The organism is Metabacillus litoralis, from assembly GCF_007994985.1.
GTDB classification, from domain to species: Bacteria; Bacillota; Bacilli; order Bacillales; family Bacillaceae; genus Metabacillus; species Metabacillus litoralis.
On the sequence record NZ_VOQF01000007.1, the window covers coordinates 219,652 to 236,707 of the forward strand.

The 17,056-nt window shown below is 34.5% G+C and carries 14 protein-coding genes and 1 other annotated feature; of the genes, 2 read left to right on the plus strand and 12 right to left on the minus strand.

What is annotated here, in order from left to right; translation table 11 throughout:
• Nucleotides 1-105: 105 nt before the first annotated feature.
• The 7 genes from fadR to zapA all read right to left on the minus strand — a co-directional run bounded on the left by fadR (nt 106) and on the right by zapA (nt 8,990).
• Nucleotides 106-687, minus strand: a complete 582-nt coding sequence (gene fadR / locus FS935_RS13945; protein WP_146949238.1) for a fatty acid metabolism transcriptional regulator FadR — start codon at nt 685-687, stop codon at nt 106-108.
• 295 nt (nt 688-982) lie between these two features.
• On the minus strand, nt 983-2,674 hold the full coding sequence (locus FS935_RS13950; RefSeq protein WP_146949239.1) for an AMP-binding protein: 1,692 nt from the start codon (nt 2,672-2,674) through the stop codon (nt 983-985).
• Between the two features lie 338 nt (nt 2,675-3,012).
• Nucleotides 3,013-3,417, minus strand: a complete 405-nt coding sequence (locus FS935_RS13955) for a DUF350 domain-containing protein (protein ID WP_146949241.1) — start codon at nt 3,415-3,417, stop codon at nt 3,013-3,015.
• A 14-nt stretch (nt 3,418-3,431) separates the two neighbouring features.
• Nucleotides 3,432-5,792 (minus strand): endonuclease MutS2, encoded by a 2,361-nt coding sequence (locus FS935_RS13960; protein ID WP_146949242.1) that lies wholly within the window; start codon nt 5,790-5,792, stop codon nt 3,432-3,434.
• A 111-nt stretch (nt 5,793-5,903) separates the two neighbouring features.
• Complete coding sequence (polX, locus tag FS935_RS13965; protein ID WP_146949244.1) at nt 5,904-7,631, minus strand: DNA polymerase/3'-5' exonuclease PolX; 1,728 nt, start codon at nt 7,629-7,631, stop codon at nt 5,904-5,906.
• A 549-nt stretch (nt 7,632-8,180) separates the two neighbouring features.
• The gene (locus FS935_RS13970; RefSeq protein ID WP_146949245.1) at nt 8,181-8,723 is read right to left on the minus strand and encodes a CvpA family protein; all 543 of its coding nucleotides are present in this window, start codon (nt 8,721-8,723) and stop codon (nt 8,181-8,183) included.
• Nucleotides 8,724-8,732: 9 nt separating this feature from the next.
• The gene (zapA, locus tag FS935_RS13975; RefSeq protein WP_146949247.1) at nt 8,733-8,990 is read right to left on the minus strand and encodes a cell division protein ZapA; all 258 of its coding nucleotides are present in this window, start codon (nt 8,988-8,990) and stop codon (nt 8,733-8,735) included.
• Between the two features lie 121 nt (nt 8,991-9,111).
• Between zapA and rnhC the strand changes: the two genes are divergently transcribed.
• Nucleotides 9,112-10,044, plus strand: a complete 933-nt coding sequence (gene rnhC / locus FS935_RS13980) for a ribonuclease HIII (protein ID WP_146949249.1) — start codon at nt 9,112-9,114, stop codon at nt 10,042-10,044.
• A gap of 237 nt (nt 10,045-10,281) precedes the next feature.
• Here rnhC and pheT read toward each other — a convergent pair whose 3' ends face one another.
• From pheT to FS935_RS13995, 3 genes are all read right to left on the minus strand, one after another.
• Nucleotides 10,282-12,696 (minus strand): phenylalanine--tRNA ligase subunit beta, encoded by a 2,415-nt coding sequence (gene pheT / locus FS935_RS13985; protein ID WP_146949251.1) that lies wholly within the window; start codon nt 12,694-12,696, stop codon nt 10,282-10,284.
• Between the two features lie 16 nt (nt 12,697-12,712).
• On the minus strand, nt 12,713-13,747 hold the full coding sequence (pheS, locus tag FS935_RS13990; protein WP_146949253.1) for a phenylalanine--tRNA ligase subunit alpha: 1,035 nt from the start codon (nt 13,745-13,747) through the stop codon (nt 12,713-12,715).
• 103 nt (nt 13,748-13,850) lie between these two features.
• Nucleotides 13,851-14,091, minus strand: a binding site (T-box leader).
• Nucleotides 14,092-14,142: 51 nt separating this feature from the next.
• Complete coding sequence (locus tag FS935_RS13995) at nt 14,143-14,895, minus strand: TrmH family RNA methyltransferase (RefSeq protein WP_146949255.1); 753 nt, start codon at nt 14,893-14,895, stop codon at nt 14,143-14,145.
• Nucleotides 14,896-15,011: 116 nt separating this feature from the next.
• Between FS935_RS13995 and sspI the strand changes: the two genes are divergently transcribed.
• The gene (gene sspI / locus FS935_RS14000) at nt 15,012-15,221 is read left to right on the plus strand and encodes a small acid-soluble spore protein SspI (protein WP_146949257.1); all 210 of its coding nucleotides are present in this window, start codon (nt 15,012-15,014) and stop codon (nt 15,219-15,221) included.
• 48 nt (nt 15,222-15,269) lie between these two features.
• On the opposite strand, the gene FS935_RS14005 is transcribed toward sspI, so the two are convergent.
• Complete coding sequence (locus tag FS935_RS14005) at nt 15,270-16,355, minus strand: M42 family metallopeptidase (RefSeq protein ID WP_146949259.1); 1,086 nt, start codon at nt 16,353-16,355, stop codon at nt 15,270-15,272.
• A 195-nt stretch (nt 16,356-16,550) separates the two neighbouring features.
• Nucleotides 16,551-16,988: a dUTP diphosphatase gene (gene dut / locus FS935_RS14010; protein ID WP_146949261.1), complete on the minus strand. Its 438-nt coding sequence runs from the start codon at nt 16,986-16,988 to the stop codon at nt 16,551-16,553.
• Nucleotides 16,989-17,056: the final 68 nt, after the last annotated feature.

The following is a 17,056-nucleotide window of genomic DNA, read 5'->3' on the forward strand; positions in this document are numbered from 1 at the left end:
TTTTACTATATTTTTTATCATGTAGGAAAATGACTATATTTTAAACACCTTATCTTTAGAAATAGAGATGAACTTCAACTTCTAAAGATAAAATGTTTCTTATACTTAGTTTGCAAAACCGTTAATAAATAAACTATGAACTTTTGCGGTTTGTTTCGGTAAATTGTATTTTTGTTCATTCATAACCCATGTTGTTACGGTTTCATCGATTGTACCAAAAATCATTTGTCTAGCTATCCTTGTATCTAGCTCTGCTTTAAATTCTCCTGTTTCTTTACCAGCAGTTATGATTTTGTCTACAACATTTAAATATCCTTTTAACACTTCATTGATCCTTAATCTTAGCTCTTTGTTTGATTGTCTAAGCTCAAGTTGTGTTACAATGGCTAAATGATGATCTTCTGATAATAAAGAAAAATGCTTTTCTATAAGAGAGTAAAGCTTTTCAGCAGCTGTTTGCTTTAACTCAATTTCCTCTTCAATTTTTTCTATAAAGTTTCCCATTTTCTCTTGAAAAAGAGATACGAGAATATCTTCCTTATTTTTAAAGTAGAGGTAAATGGTTCCATCAGCTACACCAGCCTGCTTTGCAATTTTCGAAACCTGTGCTTGATGGTAGCCATTTTCAGCAATTACAATAACTGCTGCATCAATTATTTGTTTGTATTTTGGTTTTTTCTGTTTCAATCTAAACTCTCCTTTTGAAATGAATGAATCATCATTCATAATTTAATCATAGTTTTTCCTTTCTATTATGTCAATACTATTTCATAAAAAAATAGATTTTATTCGTAACTATAAAGGCTATGTTCGGAGACTTGGTTGCGTAAGTAAATCCTCTAATATAAAATTACTGTTTAGTTAGGTCAATATTAATCAACAAAAGAGTCTACTATTGATCTTAGATTGAAAACAAATTAGCATGATACAATTTCAGTAAAAGAAAATGAACCATGCTAAACCAAATGGTTCTCTTATTTATTTAGTTAGCATTTTTCATTTTTTCTTTTTCTTCATCAACTAATGCACGTCTAAGTATTTTCCCAACTGCTGTTTTTGGAAGTTCGTCTCTAAATTCATAGATGCGCGGTACTTTGTATGCTGCTAAATGCTTACGAGCATATTCATTAAATTCTTCAGTTGTAGCATCTTGCCCATCTTTTAAAACAATATAAGCCTTTACTGTTTCTCCTCGATACGGATCAGGTACACCTGCAACAACAACCTCTAGTACTTTCTCATGCTCGTATAATACTTCCTCAATTTCACGAGGATATATATTATAACCACCTGCAAGGATCATATCCTTTTTACGATCAACAATGTAAAAATAGCCAGCTTCATCCATATAGCCAATATCTCCAGTAAGTAACCAGTCATCTTTAAAAGTGGCTTCTGTTTCCTCTTTTTTATTCCAATATCCTTTCATAACCTGAGGCCCACGAATAGCTATTTCTCCTAGCTCGTTTGGTTCAGCTATCCCATCGCGTTCATATGAATAAACGATTGCCTCTGTATTTGGCCATGGTACACCAATACTGCCTTTTTTTCTTTCCCCCCATATAAAATTTGCATGTGTAACAGGAGAGGTTTCAGATAATCCATATCCTTCGACTAAACGTCCACCAGTAACTTGCTCAAATTTCTCTTGAACCTCAACTGGTAGTGGTGCAGATCCACTAATGCAGCATTTAATTGAAGACAGGTCATATTTTTGAATGTCTGGATGATTTAATAATGCAATATAAATTGTAGGTGCACCTGGAAATAAAGTTGGCTTTAATTTTCCTATTGTTTTTAGTGCATCCTTTGCATCAAACTTCGGTAAGAGAATCATTTTATAGCCCTGCATAACAGAGAGATTCATAACAGTAGTCATTCCATACACATGGAAAAATGGGATAATTCCTAAAATCGATTCTTCTCCTCTTTTACATTTATACATCCAGGTTGAACACATTTTTGTATTTGATGCAACATTATGATGAGTTAACATTACCCCTTTAGGAAATCCTGTTGTTCCACCCGTATATTGAAGAAGTGCAATATCGTTAATCGGATCACAATCATGTATCTCAATATCAGGTTGTGCTATTTCCATGATTTTTTTAAACTGATGTGTTGTTCCTTCATGCTCAACTTTTACAACTAATTGATTCTGCTTTTTCTGTATCATTGGATATAAAAGATTCTTAGGGAAAGGTAAATAGTCTTTAATACTTGTTACAATAATATGTTTAATTTTTGTTAACGCTTTCATTTTAGAAACTCTCGGATATAACAAATCCAACGTAATAATAAATGTGGACTCGCTATCTTTTAGCTGATATTCAAGCTCTCTTTCCATATAAAGTGGATTTGTTTGAACAACAATTCCTCCAGCTAACAAAACCCCATAATATGCAATCACTGCTTGAGGACAGTTAGGTAACATAATTGAAACACGTTCATCCTTTTGTAAACCAAGAGATTGGAAATAATTAGCCAGCTTCAAAGATTGATTGTAAACCTCTGAATATGATAGCTCTTTCCCTAGAAAATGTATCGCCGTTTTTGTTGGGAATTCTAATGCAGATTGCTTAAGATAATCATGTAATGACTTACCATCATCAAGCAATAATTCGTGAGGAATTTCTTCTGGATATAAAGTTAACCAAGGTTTTTGCACTTCCATCTTATCTCCCCCTTGAAATCTAATAACTAAAAACTGTTATCTCCCCTTGTGAAAAGTATAGCAGATTTTTCTTTTTTCAGAAATATAAATATTTTTAAATAATACAAAGGCCTGACTCCATAATGGGTCAGGCCTTTGTATATAGACTTTCCTTTTTATTACAATACTGAAAATACTATTTCAGAAAAGGCTGTTTTTGTGAACTTTTATTTTTTAGCATTTAGAGATAATAAATGATAAAAACGTTAGAAAAAAACTAAAAAAATAACTCCTATTAAAATAAAGACCCCACAAAGGCCGAACATGACTTTAGCTAATGTTTCCACATTACACTCTCCTTACAGACTAGCCCCAATAACATATGACAAACCTATTGAAATAACGAGTGATATAAAACCTACAGCTCGATTATCTTTTCGAATTTCTTCATCGATTTTAAATTTGGGTGTCATAAATTCGTAAATAAAATAACCTAACAATAACAAAATAAAACCAAATAATCCCGAACCCATCATTTCCAACACACTGTCGTGTTGGTTTATTGAAAAACGAAAGATATTAGCTATTCCGAAAATTTTCCCACCTGTTGCCATTGCCACTGCCATATTTCCTTTTTGAATCTCGTCCCAGTTTTTATATTTAGTAACAAGCTCAAAAATTGTTAAAAATACGATTATACATAAAACAACAACGCTGTAATAAGCAGCAGTCTGAACTAAGTCATTTTCCCAAAATGTATTCATTATTCCTCTCCCTGCTATTTGAGTTCAACAACTGTTACACCAGAGCCACCTTCTCCTGCTTCTCCAAAACGTGTACTCTTCACACTTCGATGATTTTTAAGCAGCTCTTTAACACCTGTGCGAAGAGCCCCGGTTCCTTTACCATGAATAATAGAAACTCTAGGGTAACCAGCTAAAACAGCATCATCTAAATATTTTTCAACTCTTAACAACGCATTATCATACCGTTCACCACGTAAATCTAGTTCTAGTGACACATGATAATCCTTACCCTTTACAGTTGCTAAAGGCTTTTCCTGTATTTCCTGTTTAGGCCTTTTTATATATTGAAGATCTTTTTCCTTCACCTTCATTTTCATAATACCCATTTGTACCTGCCACTCATTATCACTTACTTTTTCAATTAAATGACCTTTTTGATCAAAACTTATTACTTTCACTTCATCTCCAGGTTGTAAGGATTGTGTAACAGGTTGACTTTTATCAATTTTTTTACTTTTTTCAAATTGTGGTAACGCATCTTCCAGCCGTTTTTTTGCATCAATAAGCTCATGCTCTTTCACTTGTGCATGTTGCTCTTTTCTCATTTTTCGTAGATCATGGATTATTTTCTGAGCCTCTTGTGAAGCTTCCTCTACTTTTTCTTGTGCTTTACGCTCTGCTTTTTCATACAAAGCATCTCGTTGTGAATTAAACTCTAGTATTTGCTTCTGTAGCTCTTTATGGAGCTGTTCTGCTTCTTTACGGATTTTTTCAGCTTCTATTAACTCATTTTCAGCTGTTTTTTTACTAGTTTCTAATGAAGCAATCATTGTATCTACTTCATTATGCTCATCAGTCATTTGTGCTTTTGCTTTATTGATCACTTTTTCCTGCAACCCTAATCGTTTGGATATTTCAAAAGCATTACTTCGGCCAGGCACCCCTATTAACAGCTTGTAAGTTGGACTTAATGTTGCAACATCAAATTCAACACTTGCATTAATAACCCCACTACGGTTATAACCATATGCTTTAAGCTCTGGATAATGCGTAGTTGCCACAACACGAGCTCCTCTGTTATACACTTCATCTAAAATAGAAATAGCAAGTGCAGCTCCTTCTTGAGGATCGGTTCCAGCTCCTAGCTCATCAAATAACACCAAACTTTTATGATCAACTTTATCAAGAATATCGACTATATTCACCATATGTGATGAAAAGGTACTTAAGCTTTGTTCGATTGATTGCTCATCACCAATATCTGCGTATACAGCTTGAAATACAGCAATTTCAGAGCCATCCATTGCAGGTATTTGTAATCCAGCTTGTGCCATTATCGTACAAAGACCTAGCGTTTTTAATGCTACTGTTTTACCACCTGTGTTAGGACCTGTTATAACAATCGTAGTAAAATCTGTACCTAGCTCAATATCATTAGGAACAACTTCATTTTCAGCTAATAAAGGATGACGAGCCCTTACCAACCTAACAATTCCATTTTCATTAACATCAGGTCTAGTGCCCTTCATTTTCTTAGCATACTTAGCTTTTGTAAACATAAAATCCAACTCAGCAAGACAATACACATTTTGTAATATGTCATCACTAAATTCAGCCACTTCATTAGATAAAATCGTTAAAATTCGTTCAATCTCTACCTTTTCTTTGACCTTCGCTTGTTGAAGTGTGTTGTTCAAATCAACGATAACTTGAGGCTCAATAAATAATGTTGCTCCAGAGCTTGACTGATCATGAACAATTCCTCCATAAGAGGCACGATATTCCTGTTTAACTGGTAACACAAATCGTTCATTTCTTATCGTAATAATGGCATCTGATAGCATTTTTGATGCGGATGACGAACGAATCATTGACTCTAATTTATCTCTAACTCTTGCTTCTGTTGTTCGTAATTGCTGACGAATGCCTTTTAATGCAACACTTGCACTATCTAGAACATAGCCATTATCATCAATACATTCAGAAATTTTCCTTTCTACTTCTTGTAAGACGACAATTTTATCAGCAAAAACTGGTAAATGAAAAAGCTCAATCTCTTCCTCCACCATCTTTTCAATAAATCTCTTCATTTGCCTAGCTGCATATAGTGTTCCTGAAACTTCATTTAATTCAACTGCATTCAAAATCCCGCCGATTTTAGCTCTTTTCATTGTTGTTCTTATATCAACAAGTCCACCTAGTGGGACATTTCCTTTTAAGCGTAATACTTTAGCTGCTTCATCTGTTTGCTCCTGAGCAATCACCACTTCTTGAAAATTAGTTGAAGGAATTAACGCCTTTGCTTTTTCCTTCCCTAAAGAAGAAGATGCATGCTGAACAAGCTGATCTTTTACTTTTTCAAACTCTAATACATGTAGTACTTTTTGCTGCAAAACGATAAACCTCCTATGAAATGCAATGTACTTTTTCTAAATAGCACTAGCACCATTTCCCTTTATCCATGTGTTCATTAATATTTCTTATCTTCACAATAGTTGATCATTTTAATGATGGTGCCTATCTAAGAAGGCTTGTAATTGGTTCATATCCCATGTATTTATGACATTTTCACTTTTAATCCAGCCTTTTATTGCAGTTGATACACCGATTGTCATATGTTCAAGCATATCAATATTATGAGCATCAGTGTTAATGACTAGTTTTACTCCCGCTTCCTGAGCCTTTTTAATATATTCTGAGCTTAAATCTAAACGATTAGGATTTGCATTTAACTCAAGAGCGGTATTCGTTTCTTTTGCCAGCTCAATAAGCATATCTATATCTACGTCATATCCTTTTCTTTTGCCAATAATTCTTCCTGTTGGATGTGCAATGATATCAACATGATTGTTCTTTAAAGCTGTTTTTAATCGGTCCATAATCACTTCCTGCGATTGTGAAAAACTCGAATGGATAGAGGCAATGACGAGATCCATCTCTTGTAATAATTCATCATCATAATCTAATGTAGCATCAGGTAAAATATCCATTTCTACACCTGCTAAAATGGTTATATCACTATACTCTTCGTTTAAAGCATCTATTTCTTTACGTTGTGCTCTTAATCGTTCTGATGTTAGTCCATTTGCAACCTTTAAATATTGCGAATGATCAGTAATAGCTATATATTTATAGCCTTTTTTTCTGCATGCCTCAACCATTTCTCTAATCGTGTATGCCCCATCACTCCAGGTAGAGTGCATATGAAGATCGCCTTTTATATGATCTAAAGTAATTAACTTTGACTTTGTTTCATGATGGAATAATTCAACCTCAGTTCCATCTTCTCTTAATTCAGGTGGAATATGTGGTAATTGAAAATACTCATAAAAGTCTGCCTCTGTTTCAAACGTTTTCACTTCGTTTGTTTCAATATTTTCAACTCCATACTCGCTTATTTTTTCTCCACGCTCTTTAGCTAACTGCCTCATTCTAACATTATGGTCTTTTGAACCAGTAAAATGATGAAGTGTTGTGGCAAATTCTTCTGGCTTCACTAATCTAAAATCAACACTAACACCATATTCATAGCTAAGTTGGATCGAAACCTTTGTGTCACCACTTGCGATAATTTCAGAAAGCTTTGGTATCGCTAATAACTGATTCCTTACTTTTTCAGGATGATTTGTTGCAATAATAAAATCTAAGTCTTTTATTGTCTCTCTCATTCTTCTAAGACTTCCGGCTTTGGAGAATTTGTCTATCCCTTCACATTGCTGCAAATAATGCTCAATATCTTCTGATATCGGTAGCATAAAAGCTAACGGTAAACGATCTGGTCTATTTCCCATTTCAGCTATAGCAGCTAATATTTTTTCTTCTGATTTTTTGCCAAAGCCTGCTAAAGCTTGAATTTTATTGTCTTCACATGCTTGCTTTAAGGAGTCTACACAATCGATATTTAGTTCTTTATATAACTTAGCAATTTTTTTACCGCCAAGACCTGGTAGCTTTAGTAGAGGTAATAACCCTGAAGGAACTTCCTCTTCCAGTTGCTCAAGAACTTCAGATTTTCCCGAATCAACAAACTCTTTAATAACAGCAGATGTTCCTTTTCCAATTCCTGCGATTTTAGTAAAATCATCTATTTGTGATAAGCTTCTATCATCAACTTCAAGTGCATTTGCCGCTTTTCTAAATGCTGATATTTTAAAGGGATTGTCTCCTTTTAACTCCATTAATACTGCAATCTTTTCTAATAGACGAATTACGTCCTTTTTATGTAATTCCATTCTTTTCACCTCTATATGTAACTTGTTATTAAAAATGATACAAATAAAAAATACAAATGTACAATTTTTTACCGGTATTGATGTATTCTATTTTCAACATATATATCAAAACTATTTATTGAACCTTAAGTAAGTAAAGACCTATCAATAATTTACGTTACGTTTAAAATCCGCTCCATTATTATGAATTTAACAGAATCATTTCCGAAAAAAATTGTCTTATAATGGGGAAACCCTTTAGAACTCTTCATCTATTTTATCATAGAATGACCTTTATCTTTTACGTCAATACTTGGTTACAAAGATCACTATATAAGTTAATCTTATCATTTTAGAATTAAAATCAGAAAAGCAGATCAATTCGTCTTCAAGAGTTGGTCTACTGTTGATCTGTTATGCATTTTAACTGTCTCCCACCTTAAATTGTAACTAGAAAAAAGAGGTTGACTTAAAAAAACATTTTCCTCCGTACAACACTAGTAATGAATGATTTATGACACTCAAACCAATATTGATTATGAGGAAGCATTGTTTCATTAAGTCAGCCTCTTATGATGATATGTATTGAATCCAGAGCTCATTAACTTTATCAGAGAAGTATGGAGTATGATTAACAATTAAATCTGCAAGTACAGATTGATCTAAGGCAAGTTGGATTTGTTCAATTGGTAGTAACGCGCCTATAAAAAGGAGTATGAATAAAACCAGATATGATTCCAGAAATCCCAAAATTGAACCAGCCCAACGATTTAATTGCTTTAAAATTGGTAATAATGCAACAAAATCTAACATAGAACCAATGATTTGCATAACAATTTTTGTTCCTATAAATAATATAACGAACGCTACCGCTCGATAGAAAGCTCCTTCGAGATCTTCCCCACTTAATAATGTGAGTATTGCTGGTCCCTCACTTGTTACAGGGTATGGAATCCAAAGCTTTAATTTCGGTGCAAGATCATCAAAATACTGGTATGCTACTATATAGGCTACAACAAACCCAGTTAAATGGATAAATTGAAGGATAAATCCGCGTTTTAAGCCGACTAGTATCCCAAACATTAAAATAATAAATAATACGAAATCTAGCATTTCTTGGCTTCAATCCTTTTCTATTAATTGTTTCTCTAATTTTTCATAGTCTTCTTTTAGTTTCAGATAGTCATGCACAACATTTACCGCTGTTAACACAGCTAGCTTATTTATATCAAGAGAAGGGTTTTTACTATTAATCTCTCGCATTTTATCATCAACAATTGAAGCAACAGCCCGAATATGGCTCGTACTTTCTGAACCAATAATTGAATATTGTTGACTATATATATCTACTGTTGTTTTCGATTTAGGGCGATTTGACAACGATAAATCCTCCATTTCCTGCAAATCCTATTCCTTATCATAACACGAAGCTTAATGATATGGGAAGAAGTTCAATAGACTCTTAAAAGAGTAAAATCAAGTACTAGAAAGGATGTCCCTATTGGCAAACTCTGTTATTAAAGTAAATCAATCTATTATTAATAAAATGGATGCTCATTACTCAATTCATAAAACAGCAAAAATACCTCCAGGAGCTGTTTTCTCTGCGAAAATAGATGGATGTACAATTACTGCATACAAATCAGGTAAGGTCTTATTCCAAGGTGGATCTGCAGAAGCGGAATCAACAAAATGGGGAACTAAATTAGAGCAAAAAGAAAAGCCAGCTTTATCTAGTAAAACGCCAACAAGTTATCAACCACCTTCAAATATTGCAAGTTTATCAATTATTGGTTCAGATGAGGTAGGAACTGGAGATTTTTTTGGACCTATAACAGTAGTTGCTGCTTATGTGCAAAAAGAGCAAATTCCTTTGCTTAAAGAACTAGGTGTAAAAGATTCAAAAAATATAAAAGATCCACAAATTATCGAAATAGCGAAAAACCTTATTAATACAATTCCTTATAGTTTACTTGTGTTACATAATGAGAAATATAATGAACTTCAACAGCAAGGTATGTCACAAGGTAAAATGAAAGCTTTACTACATAATCAAGCAATTAATAATTTATTAAGTAAAATTGCACCACAAAAACCTGACGGACTATTAATTGATCAATTTGTTGATCCTACTATATACTTTAAACATCTAGCTGGAAAAAAACTCCCTGATGAAAAAACCTATTTCTCAACAAAAGCTGAAGGCATTCATTTGGCAGTTGCAGCAGCTTCCATTATTGCAAGGTATTCATTTGTAAAAGAGTTTGATCGATTATCAGAAATTGCTGGTGTAACGATACCAAAAGGTGCAGGAGCTCACGTAGATCTAGCTGCTGCGAAGATTATAAAAAGAAATGGCGGGGAATTTTTAGCATCGATTACGAAAAAGCATTTTGCTAATACCGAAAAAGCACTTAAGATTGCGAAAAGGTAAATACAACAGCTTGTGAGGTCTTAATAAGGGGGTAAATCCCTAGAATGCAGTCTAATTTTCAGTCATGTTAAAGGATTGGTTCAGTTTATCATCGATTTTAATGATTTATCGACGATTTTCCAAATTTATCAGCGATTCTGCAAATTTCGACAAAACAGAAGCTATACATTACGTTAAAAAAGTCAAACAAAAAGGAATCATCTCTAAAATTGAGATGATTCCTCTTTTTAATTACCTTTAGCCACGTAAAGAAGCATTCACTTTTTCTTCAACAGCTTTTAGCACTTTATCATGCACTTTTGTCACATCTTCATCTGTTAAAGTTCTTTCCGGATCGAAATAACGTAATGAGAATGCAACAGATTTTTTACCTTCTTCAAGACGATCTCCTTCGTATAAATCAAAAACAGATACATCTTTTAACATTTTTCCACCAGCTTCAGTGATCACCTTCTCAATATCACCTGCGATAACATTCTTATCTACAACAAGAGCGATATCTCTTGTGATAGAAGGGTGACGTGGAATAACCTCAAAGCGTGTTTCTTCAATATCAAAAGTTAATAGATCTTCTAAAGATAACTCAAAGACATATGTTTCATTTAAATCTAATTCTTTTTGAACCGTAGGGTGAATTTGACCTACAAAACCAACAAGCTTATCACCTAAATATACCTCTGCTGTGCGACCAGGGTGCATACCTTCACGCTTTGCTTGCTTATACTCAATTTGATTTGTTAAGCCTAATAGTGAAACAAGACCATCAACTATTCCTTTAGCAACATAAAAATCAACTGGCTTCTTTTCGCCTTGCCAAGAATGTGAGTGCCATAATCCTGTAATTGCAGCTGATAATCTTTCTTTTTCAAGTGGTTGAGTATCTTTTCCTTGTGATAGAAAAACAGAACTCACTTCATATAAAGCTACTTGATCAATTTGTCTTGCTACATTATATCTTAGTGCATCTAATAAATGAGGAAGAAGACTTAAACGTAGAACACTTCGTTCTTCACTCATTGGTAAAGAAAGCTTTGTTAATTCTGCAGATTCTAATGCATATTTAGCAGCTTTTTCTTCACTTGTTAGTGAATATGTGATTGCTTGATATAAACCTGTTCCTTCTAGATAACGACGTACTTTACGACGTTTTTCTTGATAAGAAGTTAATTTACCTGGAATCGCTTGACCTACTGGTAATGTAGTTGGAATATTGTCATAACCATATAGTCTTGCTACTTCCTCAACTAAATCCTCTTCTATTGTTATATCTCCACGGCGAGTTGGAACAGTTACAGTCAATGTAGATCCATCAAGCTCAACACCAAACTGCAGTCGGTCGAAGATAGATTTCATTTCTTCAGCAGAAATATTCATTCCTAAAATTCTGTTAACCTTCTCAACTGTAGTTTGCACAACAGCAGGTTCAAATGAAGCTGACTGAACTTCAACAGATCCTTCTAAAACTTCTCCCCCTGCATATAAAGAGATCAGTTGTGCTGCACGTTCTGCTGCAGCTTGAACACGATTTGGATCTACACCTTTTTCATAACGAGCACTAGCTTCACTTCTTAAACCATGATCTTTTGAAGCCGTTCGTATTCGTTGACCATTAAATAATGCAGATTCTAATAAAATGGTTTTTGTATCATTTTGAACCTCTGAATTTGCTCCACCCATCACACCAGCTAATGCTACTGGTTCTGTTCCATTTGTTATCACTAAATGGTCAGATGTTAATGTACGTTCTTGATCATCTAATGTAACGATCTTCTCACCATCATTAGCTCGACGAACAAGAACTTCTTTTGAACCAAAACGATCATAATCGAACGCATGTAGTGGTTGACCGTATTCTAGAAGAACAAAATTTGTTATGTCGACAACATTATTGTGTGGACGAATTCCTGCTGCCATTAATTGTGTTTGCATCCATAGTGGAGATGGAGCAACTGTTACATTTTTAATTACTTTAGCAATGTATAATGGGTTATCTTCTGTTGCATCAACCTTAACACTTACTTCAGATGAAGCTTTTTCCGAAGATTTGTCATAAGAAATCTCAGGATATTTAACTTCACGACTTAAAATGGCTGCCACTTCATGTGCAACACCTAACATGCTTAAAGCATCTGAGCGATTTGGCGTTAACCCTAGCTCAAGAACCGCATCATCTAAATTTAATTGTGCTAATGCATCTTTTCCAACTTCAACATCACTCGGGAAAACAAAAATACCTTCAGAATATTCTTTGGCAACTAGCTTTGATTCAATGCCAAGTTCTTGTAGCGAACAAATCATTCCATTAGAAACCTCACCACGAAGCTTAGCTTTTTTTATTTTAAAATTGCCAGGTAACACAGCTCCAACTGTCGCAACAGCTACTTTTTGACCTTTATCAACGTTTTTTGCTCCGCAAATAATTTGGACAAGTTCACCATCACCGAGGTCAACCTGACATTTATTGAGTTTATCTGCATCCGGATGTTGTTCTTTTTCAACAACATGCCCGATCACTACACCCTTCATGCCTTCATTTAAGACATCTACACCTTCAACTTCAATTCCGCTACGTGTAATTTTTTCTGCCAATTCATCTGGAGTAATGCCTGATAAATCAACATATTCTGCTAACCATTTATATGAAACAAACATGTTTAAATCCTCCTATTTACGCTCGTTTAAATTGTTTTAAGAAACGCACATCATCTGTGTAGAAATGTCTAATATCATCAATACCATATTTCAACATTGCGATTCTCTCAGGACCCATTCCAAATGCAAAACCACTATACTTCTTAGAATCAAAGCCTGCCATTTCTAGAACATTAGGATGAACCATTCCTGCTCCTAAAATCTCGATCCAGCCAGTTTTTTTACATACATTACAGCCTTTTCCTCCGCATGAGAAGCAAGACACATCAACTTCAACTGAAGGCTCTGTAAATGGGAAGAAGCTTGGACGTAGGCGAATTTCACGTTCTTCACCAAACATTTTCTTCGCAAACACTTCAAGTGTACCTTTAAGGTCACTCATGCTAATGTTTTCATCTACCACAAGTCCTTCGATTTGTGTAAATTGATGTGAATGTGTTGCATCATCATTATCACGGCGATACACCTTACCAGGACAAATGATTTTCACTGGTCCCTGACCTTCATGTTTTTGCATTGTTCTAGCTTGTACTGGAGAAGTATGTGTACGTAAAAGCAATTCTTCAGTTATATAAAAGGAATCCTGCATATCGCGAGCTGGATGACCTTTTGGAAGATTTAATGCTTCAAAGTTGAAATAATCTGTTTCAACTTCAGGTCCTTCTGCAATTTGATACCCCATGCCAAGGAACAGGTCCTCTATTTCTTCTACAACTGCTGTTATTGGGTGATGATTTCCTACTCTTACAGGTCTCCCCGGTAAAGTAACATCAATTGTTTCGTTTGCTAGTCTTTCTTCTACTGCTAGCTGTTCTAAATGCTCTTGTTTACCTGAAATAGCATTTGCAATCACTTCACGAACTTCATTTGCTAGAGCTCCCATTACTGGTCGTTCTTCAGCAGACAATTTCCCCATTCCACGTAGCACTTCTGTAATAGGGCCTTTCTTTCCTAAGTATGCAACACGTATATCATTCAACGCTTTTAGTTCCTGCGCTTGTTCAATCTTTTCAAGCGCTTCTTGTTGCAGCTGTTTTAATTGCTCCTGCATCATTTTTTCCTCCTTATTTTAGGCTTTCTGTTTTACTTCATTTGTTTAGTTACTAAAGCCATTCTAAAAGTAGCTTTTTTTGCAAAATAAAAAACCCATCCCAGAAAGGGACGAGTTTGAATTCGCGTTACCACCCTTGTTAATCGTACATAGAAAAACTCATACGACTCACTTCATTTCCATAACGGTAAAAACCGGAACACCTTTACATATTTATCATATGGTCTAAGTGTCAACTCGAGAGGTGAATTCATTTATCTCTATCATAAAAGTGCTTTCAGTCTAAGGCACTTTATCCCTGAATGAACGAATGATAAATTACTATGCTCTGTCATCGTTTTGTTTCATATGTAATTTCTATCTTATTATAATCAAAACAAAATGTTACTGCAAGGCTACCCACGTAAATGATATAAGAGAATTCCTGTTGCGATAGCAACATTTAATGATTCAGCACCACCATATATTGGAATAAATAAATTTTTATCTGTTTTCTCAAGTAGATCAGCGTTAACTCCACTACCTTCATTACCAATGATTAAGCAAAATTGCTCAGTAGATTTTACTTCATTGTAACTTATCCCGTTTTGTAGAGAAGTTCCATAAATCGGAATTTGCTGCTCCTTATAATCCATTACCTTTTCTAGCAAGTTTCCCTTAACAATTGGCAAGTGAAAAATGGAGCCTTGACTAGATCGTATAACCTTTGAATTATAATGATCCACTGTTCCTTCTCCTAAAATAACACCATCAATTCCTGCAGCATCAGCTGTACGAATAATTGTACCCAGATTACCCGGATCTTGAACACTATCAACTAAAAGAATTTTCTTCCATGTGTTTGGTGTATGCTGATTTTGAAATTCACAAATTGCCGCTACACCTTGTGGAGCTTCTGTATCACTTATAGCCTTCATGATCTCATTTGTCACTAAAATTATATTTAAGCCATCTACATTCCAATGTGTTGGCATCGTGATATCTTCACACAGTATTAAATCCTTAATGATGTCTTTCGTTTTTAATGCTTCTTCAACTAAATGTAATCCTTCTATAATATATGTGCCTGTTGCTTCACGTTCTTTTTTTGTGTGCAACTTACGCCATTGTTTTACTTTAGAGTTTTTTACTGATTCAATTCGGTCCACATTCATACTCCTTTTAAGTGCATTTACATTTTCTCTTTCTCATCATACATAATATTTTATCGTTTAACAAATGCTATAGGATAAGTAGTAACATTTCTGCAAAGGAGTTGATATTAATGAATTTAAATCTTCGTCATGCTGTTATTTCAAATGTTTCTGGAAACGATCAAGGTCAGCTACAAGATACAATTGTTGATGCCATTCAAAGTGGAGAAGAAAAAATGCTACCAGGTCTAGGAGTTCTTTTCGAGGTAATCTGGCAAAATGCAAATGATCAAGATAAACAAGAAATGTTGGCAACTTTAGAACAAGGATTAAAGAAATAATACAAAACTTTAAAAAATGCTGGGTACTTATGTCCCAGCATTTTTTTGTTATTCAAATGTAATTTTATTCACAGTATCGCGATCTAAACGTTTTACAACCTCAGTAATTAATTTCACGGCATTTTCATAATCATCTCGGTGAAGCATTGCTGCATGTGAGTGAATATATCGAGTAGCAATTGTTATTGATAAAGCAGGCACACCATTTGCTGAAATGTGAATAGCACCTGAATCAGTTCCACCACCAGCAATCGCATCAAATTGATAAGGTATATCTAATTCATCAGCTGTATCTGTTACTAAATCACGTAACCCTTTGTGAGATACCATTGAGGCATCATAAAGAATGATTTGTGGACCTTTACCCATTTTGCTCGCAGCTTCTTTTTCAGAAATTCCTGGTGTGTCCCCAGCTATTCCAACATCAACGCCAAATGCAATGTCTGGCTGAATTACGTTTGCAGATGTACGAGCTCCACGTAGTCCTACCTCTTCTTGAACAGTTCCAACACCGTACACAACATTAGGGTGATCTACTTCTGTAAGATTTTTAAGCACATCAATTGCAATTGCACACCCAATGCGATTATCCCATGCTTTTGCAAGAAGCATCTTTTCATTTTGCATAACAGTAAATTCAAAATATGGAACAACTTGATCTCCAGGTTTTACACCAAATTCAATAGCTTCTTCTTTACTTGATGCCCCAATATCAATAAACATATCTTTAATATCAACTGGTTTTTTGCGAGCTTCTGGAGGTAAAATATGTGGTGGCTTCGAACCAATAATCCCAGTTACATCACCTTTATTTGTTACAATCGTCACTCGTTGTGCAAGCATAACCTGTGACCACCAGCCACCTACCGTTTGAAAACGCAAGAAACCTTTGTCATCAATTTGGGTAATCATAAACCCAACTTCATCTAAATGACCTGCAATCATGATTTTAGGTCCGTTTTCTTGACCTACTTTTTTAGCAATTAAACTTCCAAGATGATCTGTTGTAACTTCATCAGAATAACTCGATATGTATTTTTTCATAACATCACGAACTTCACGCTCGTTTCCTGGAATCCCTTTTGCATCTGTTAAATCTTTAAGCATTGTTAATGTTTCATCTAGTTTAGCCATTATGTAAATCCTCCTTAATTAACAATCTTCTTCATTATACATGAAAGAACTATACCTGAACGAACTTCTGATATGGTTGTCTTAATTAACCTTGCTGTTGTCTCTTATATGATTTACTTCATTTTTAGAAACATACGCTTCTTCTACTTGCTGAACTGACATATTTTATTTTGCCGGGTAATACCTGAATACATTTCACTTCAAACCAGATGAACCAAATCCACCTTCACCTCTTGCAGAGCCAGATAATTCTTCAACTTGAACTAATTCAACTTTCGGAACTGGAGCAATAACCATTTGTGCAATTCTTACGTGCTTTTCTACTTTAAACTCATCTTTTCCATGGTTTATTAAGATCACTTTAATTTCTCCTCTATAACCCTCATCAATTGTTCCAGGACTGTTCAATACAGTTACTGAATGCTTTAATGCTAAACCACTTCTTGGTCTAACTTGTGCTTCAGTTCCTTCAGGAAGCTCAATACTAATACCTGTGCTTATCAACTCAGCCTCCCCAGGCATAATTACTTTTTCCTCATTAGAATACAAATCTAATCCAGCATCTCCTTTATTAGCTTGAAGTGGTAATAAAGCATCTTTATTTAATAACTTTACCTTCAACTTATATTTCAAATTTAGCTCTCCCTTGATTTAGTATAAGTATCTTCTGTTTTTTTTTTTTTGAAAAAATATTCCTAATT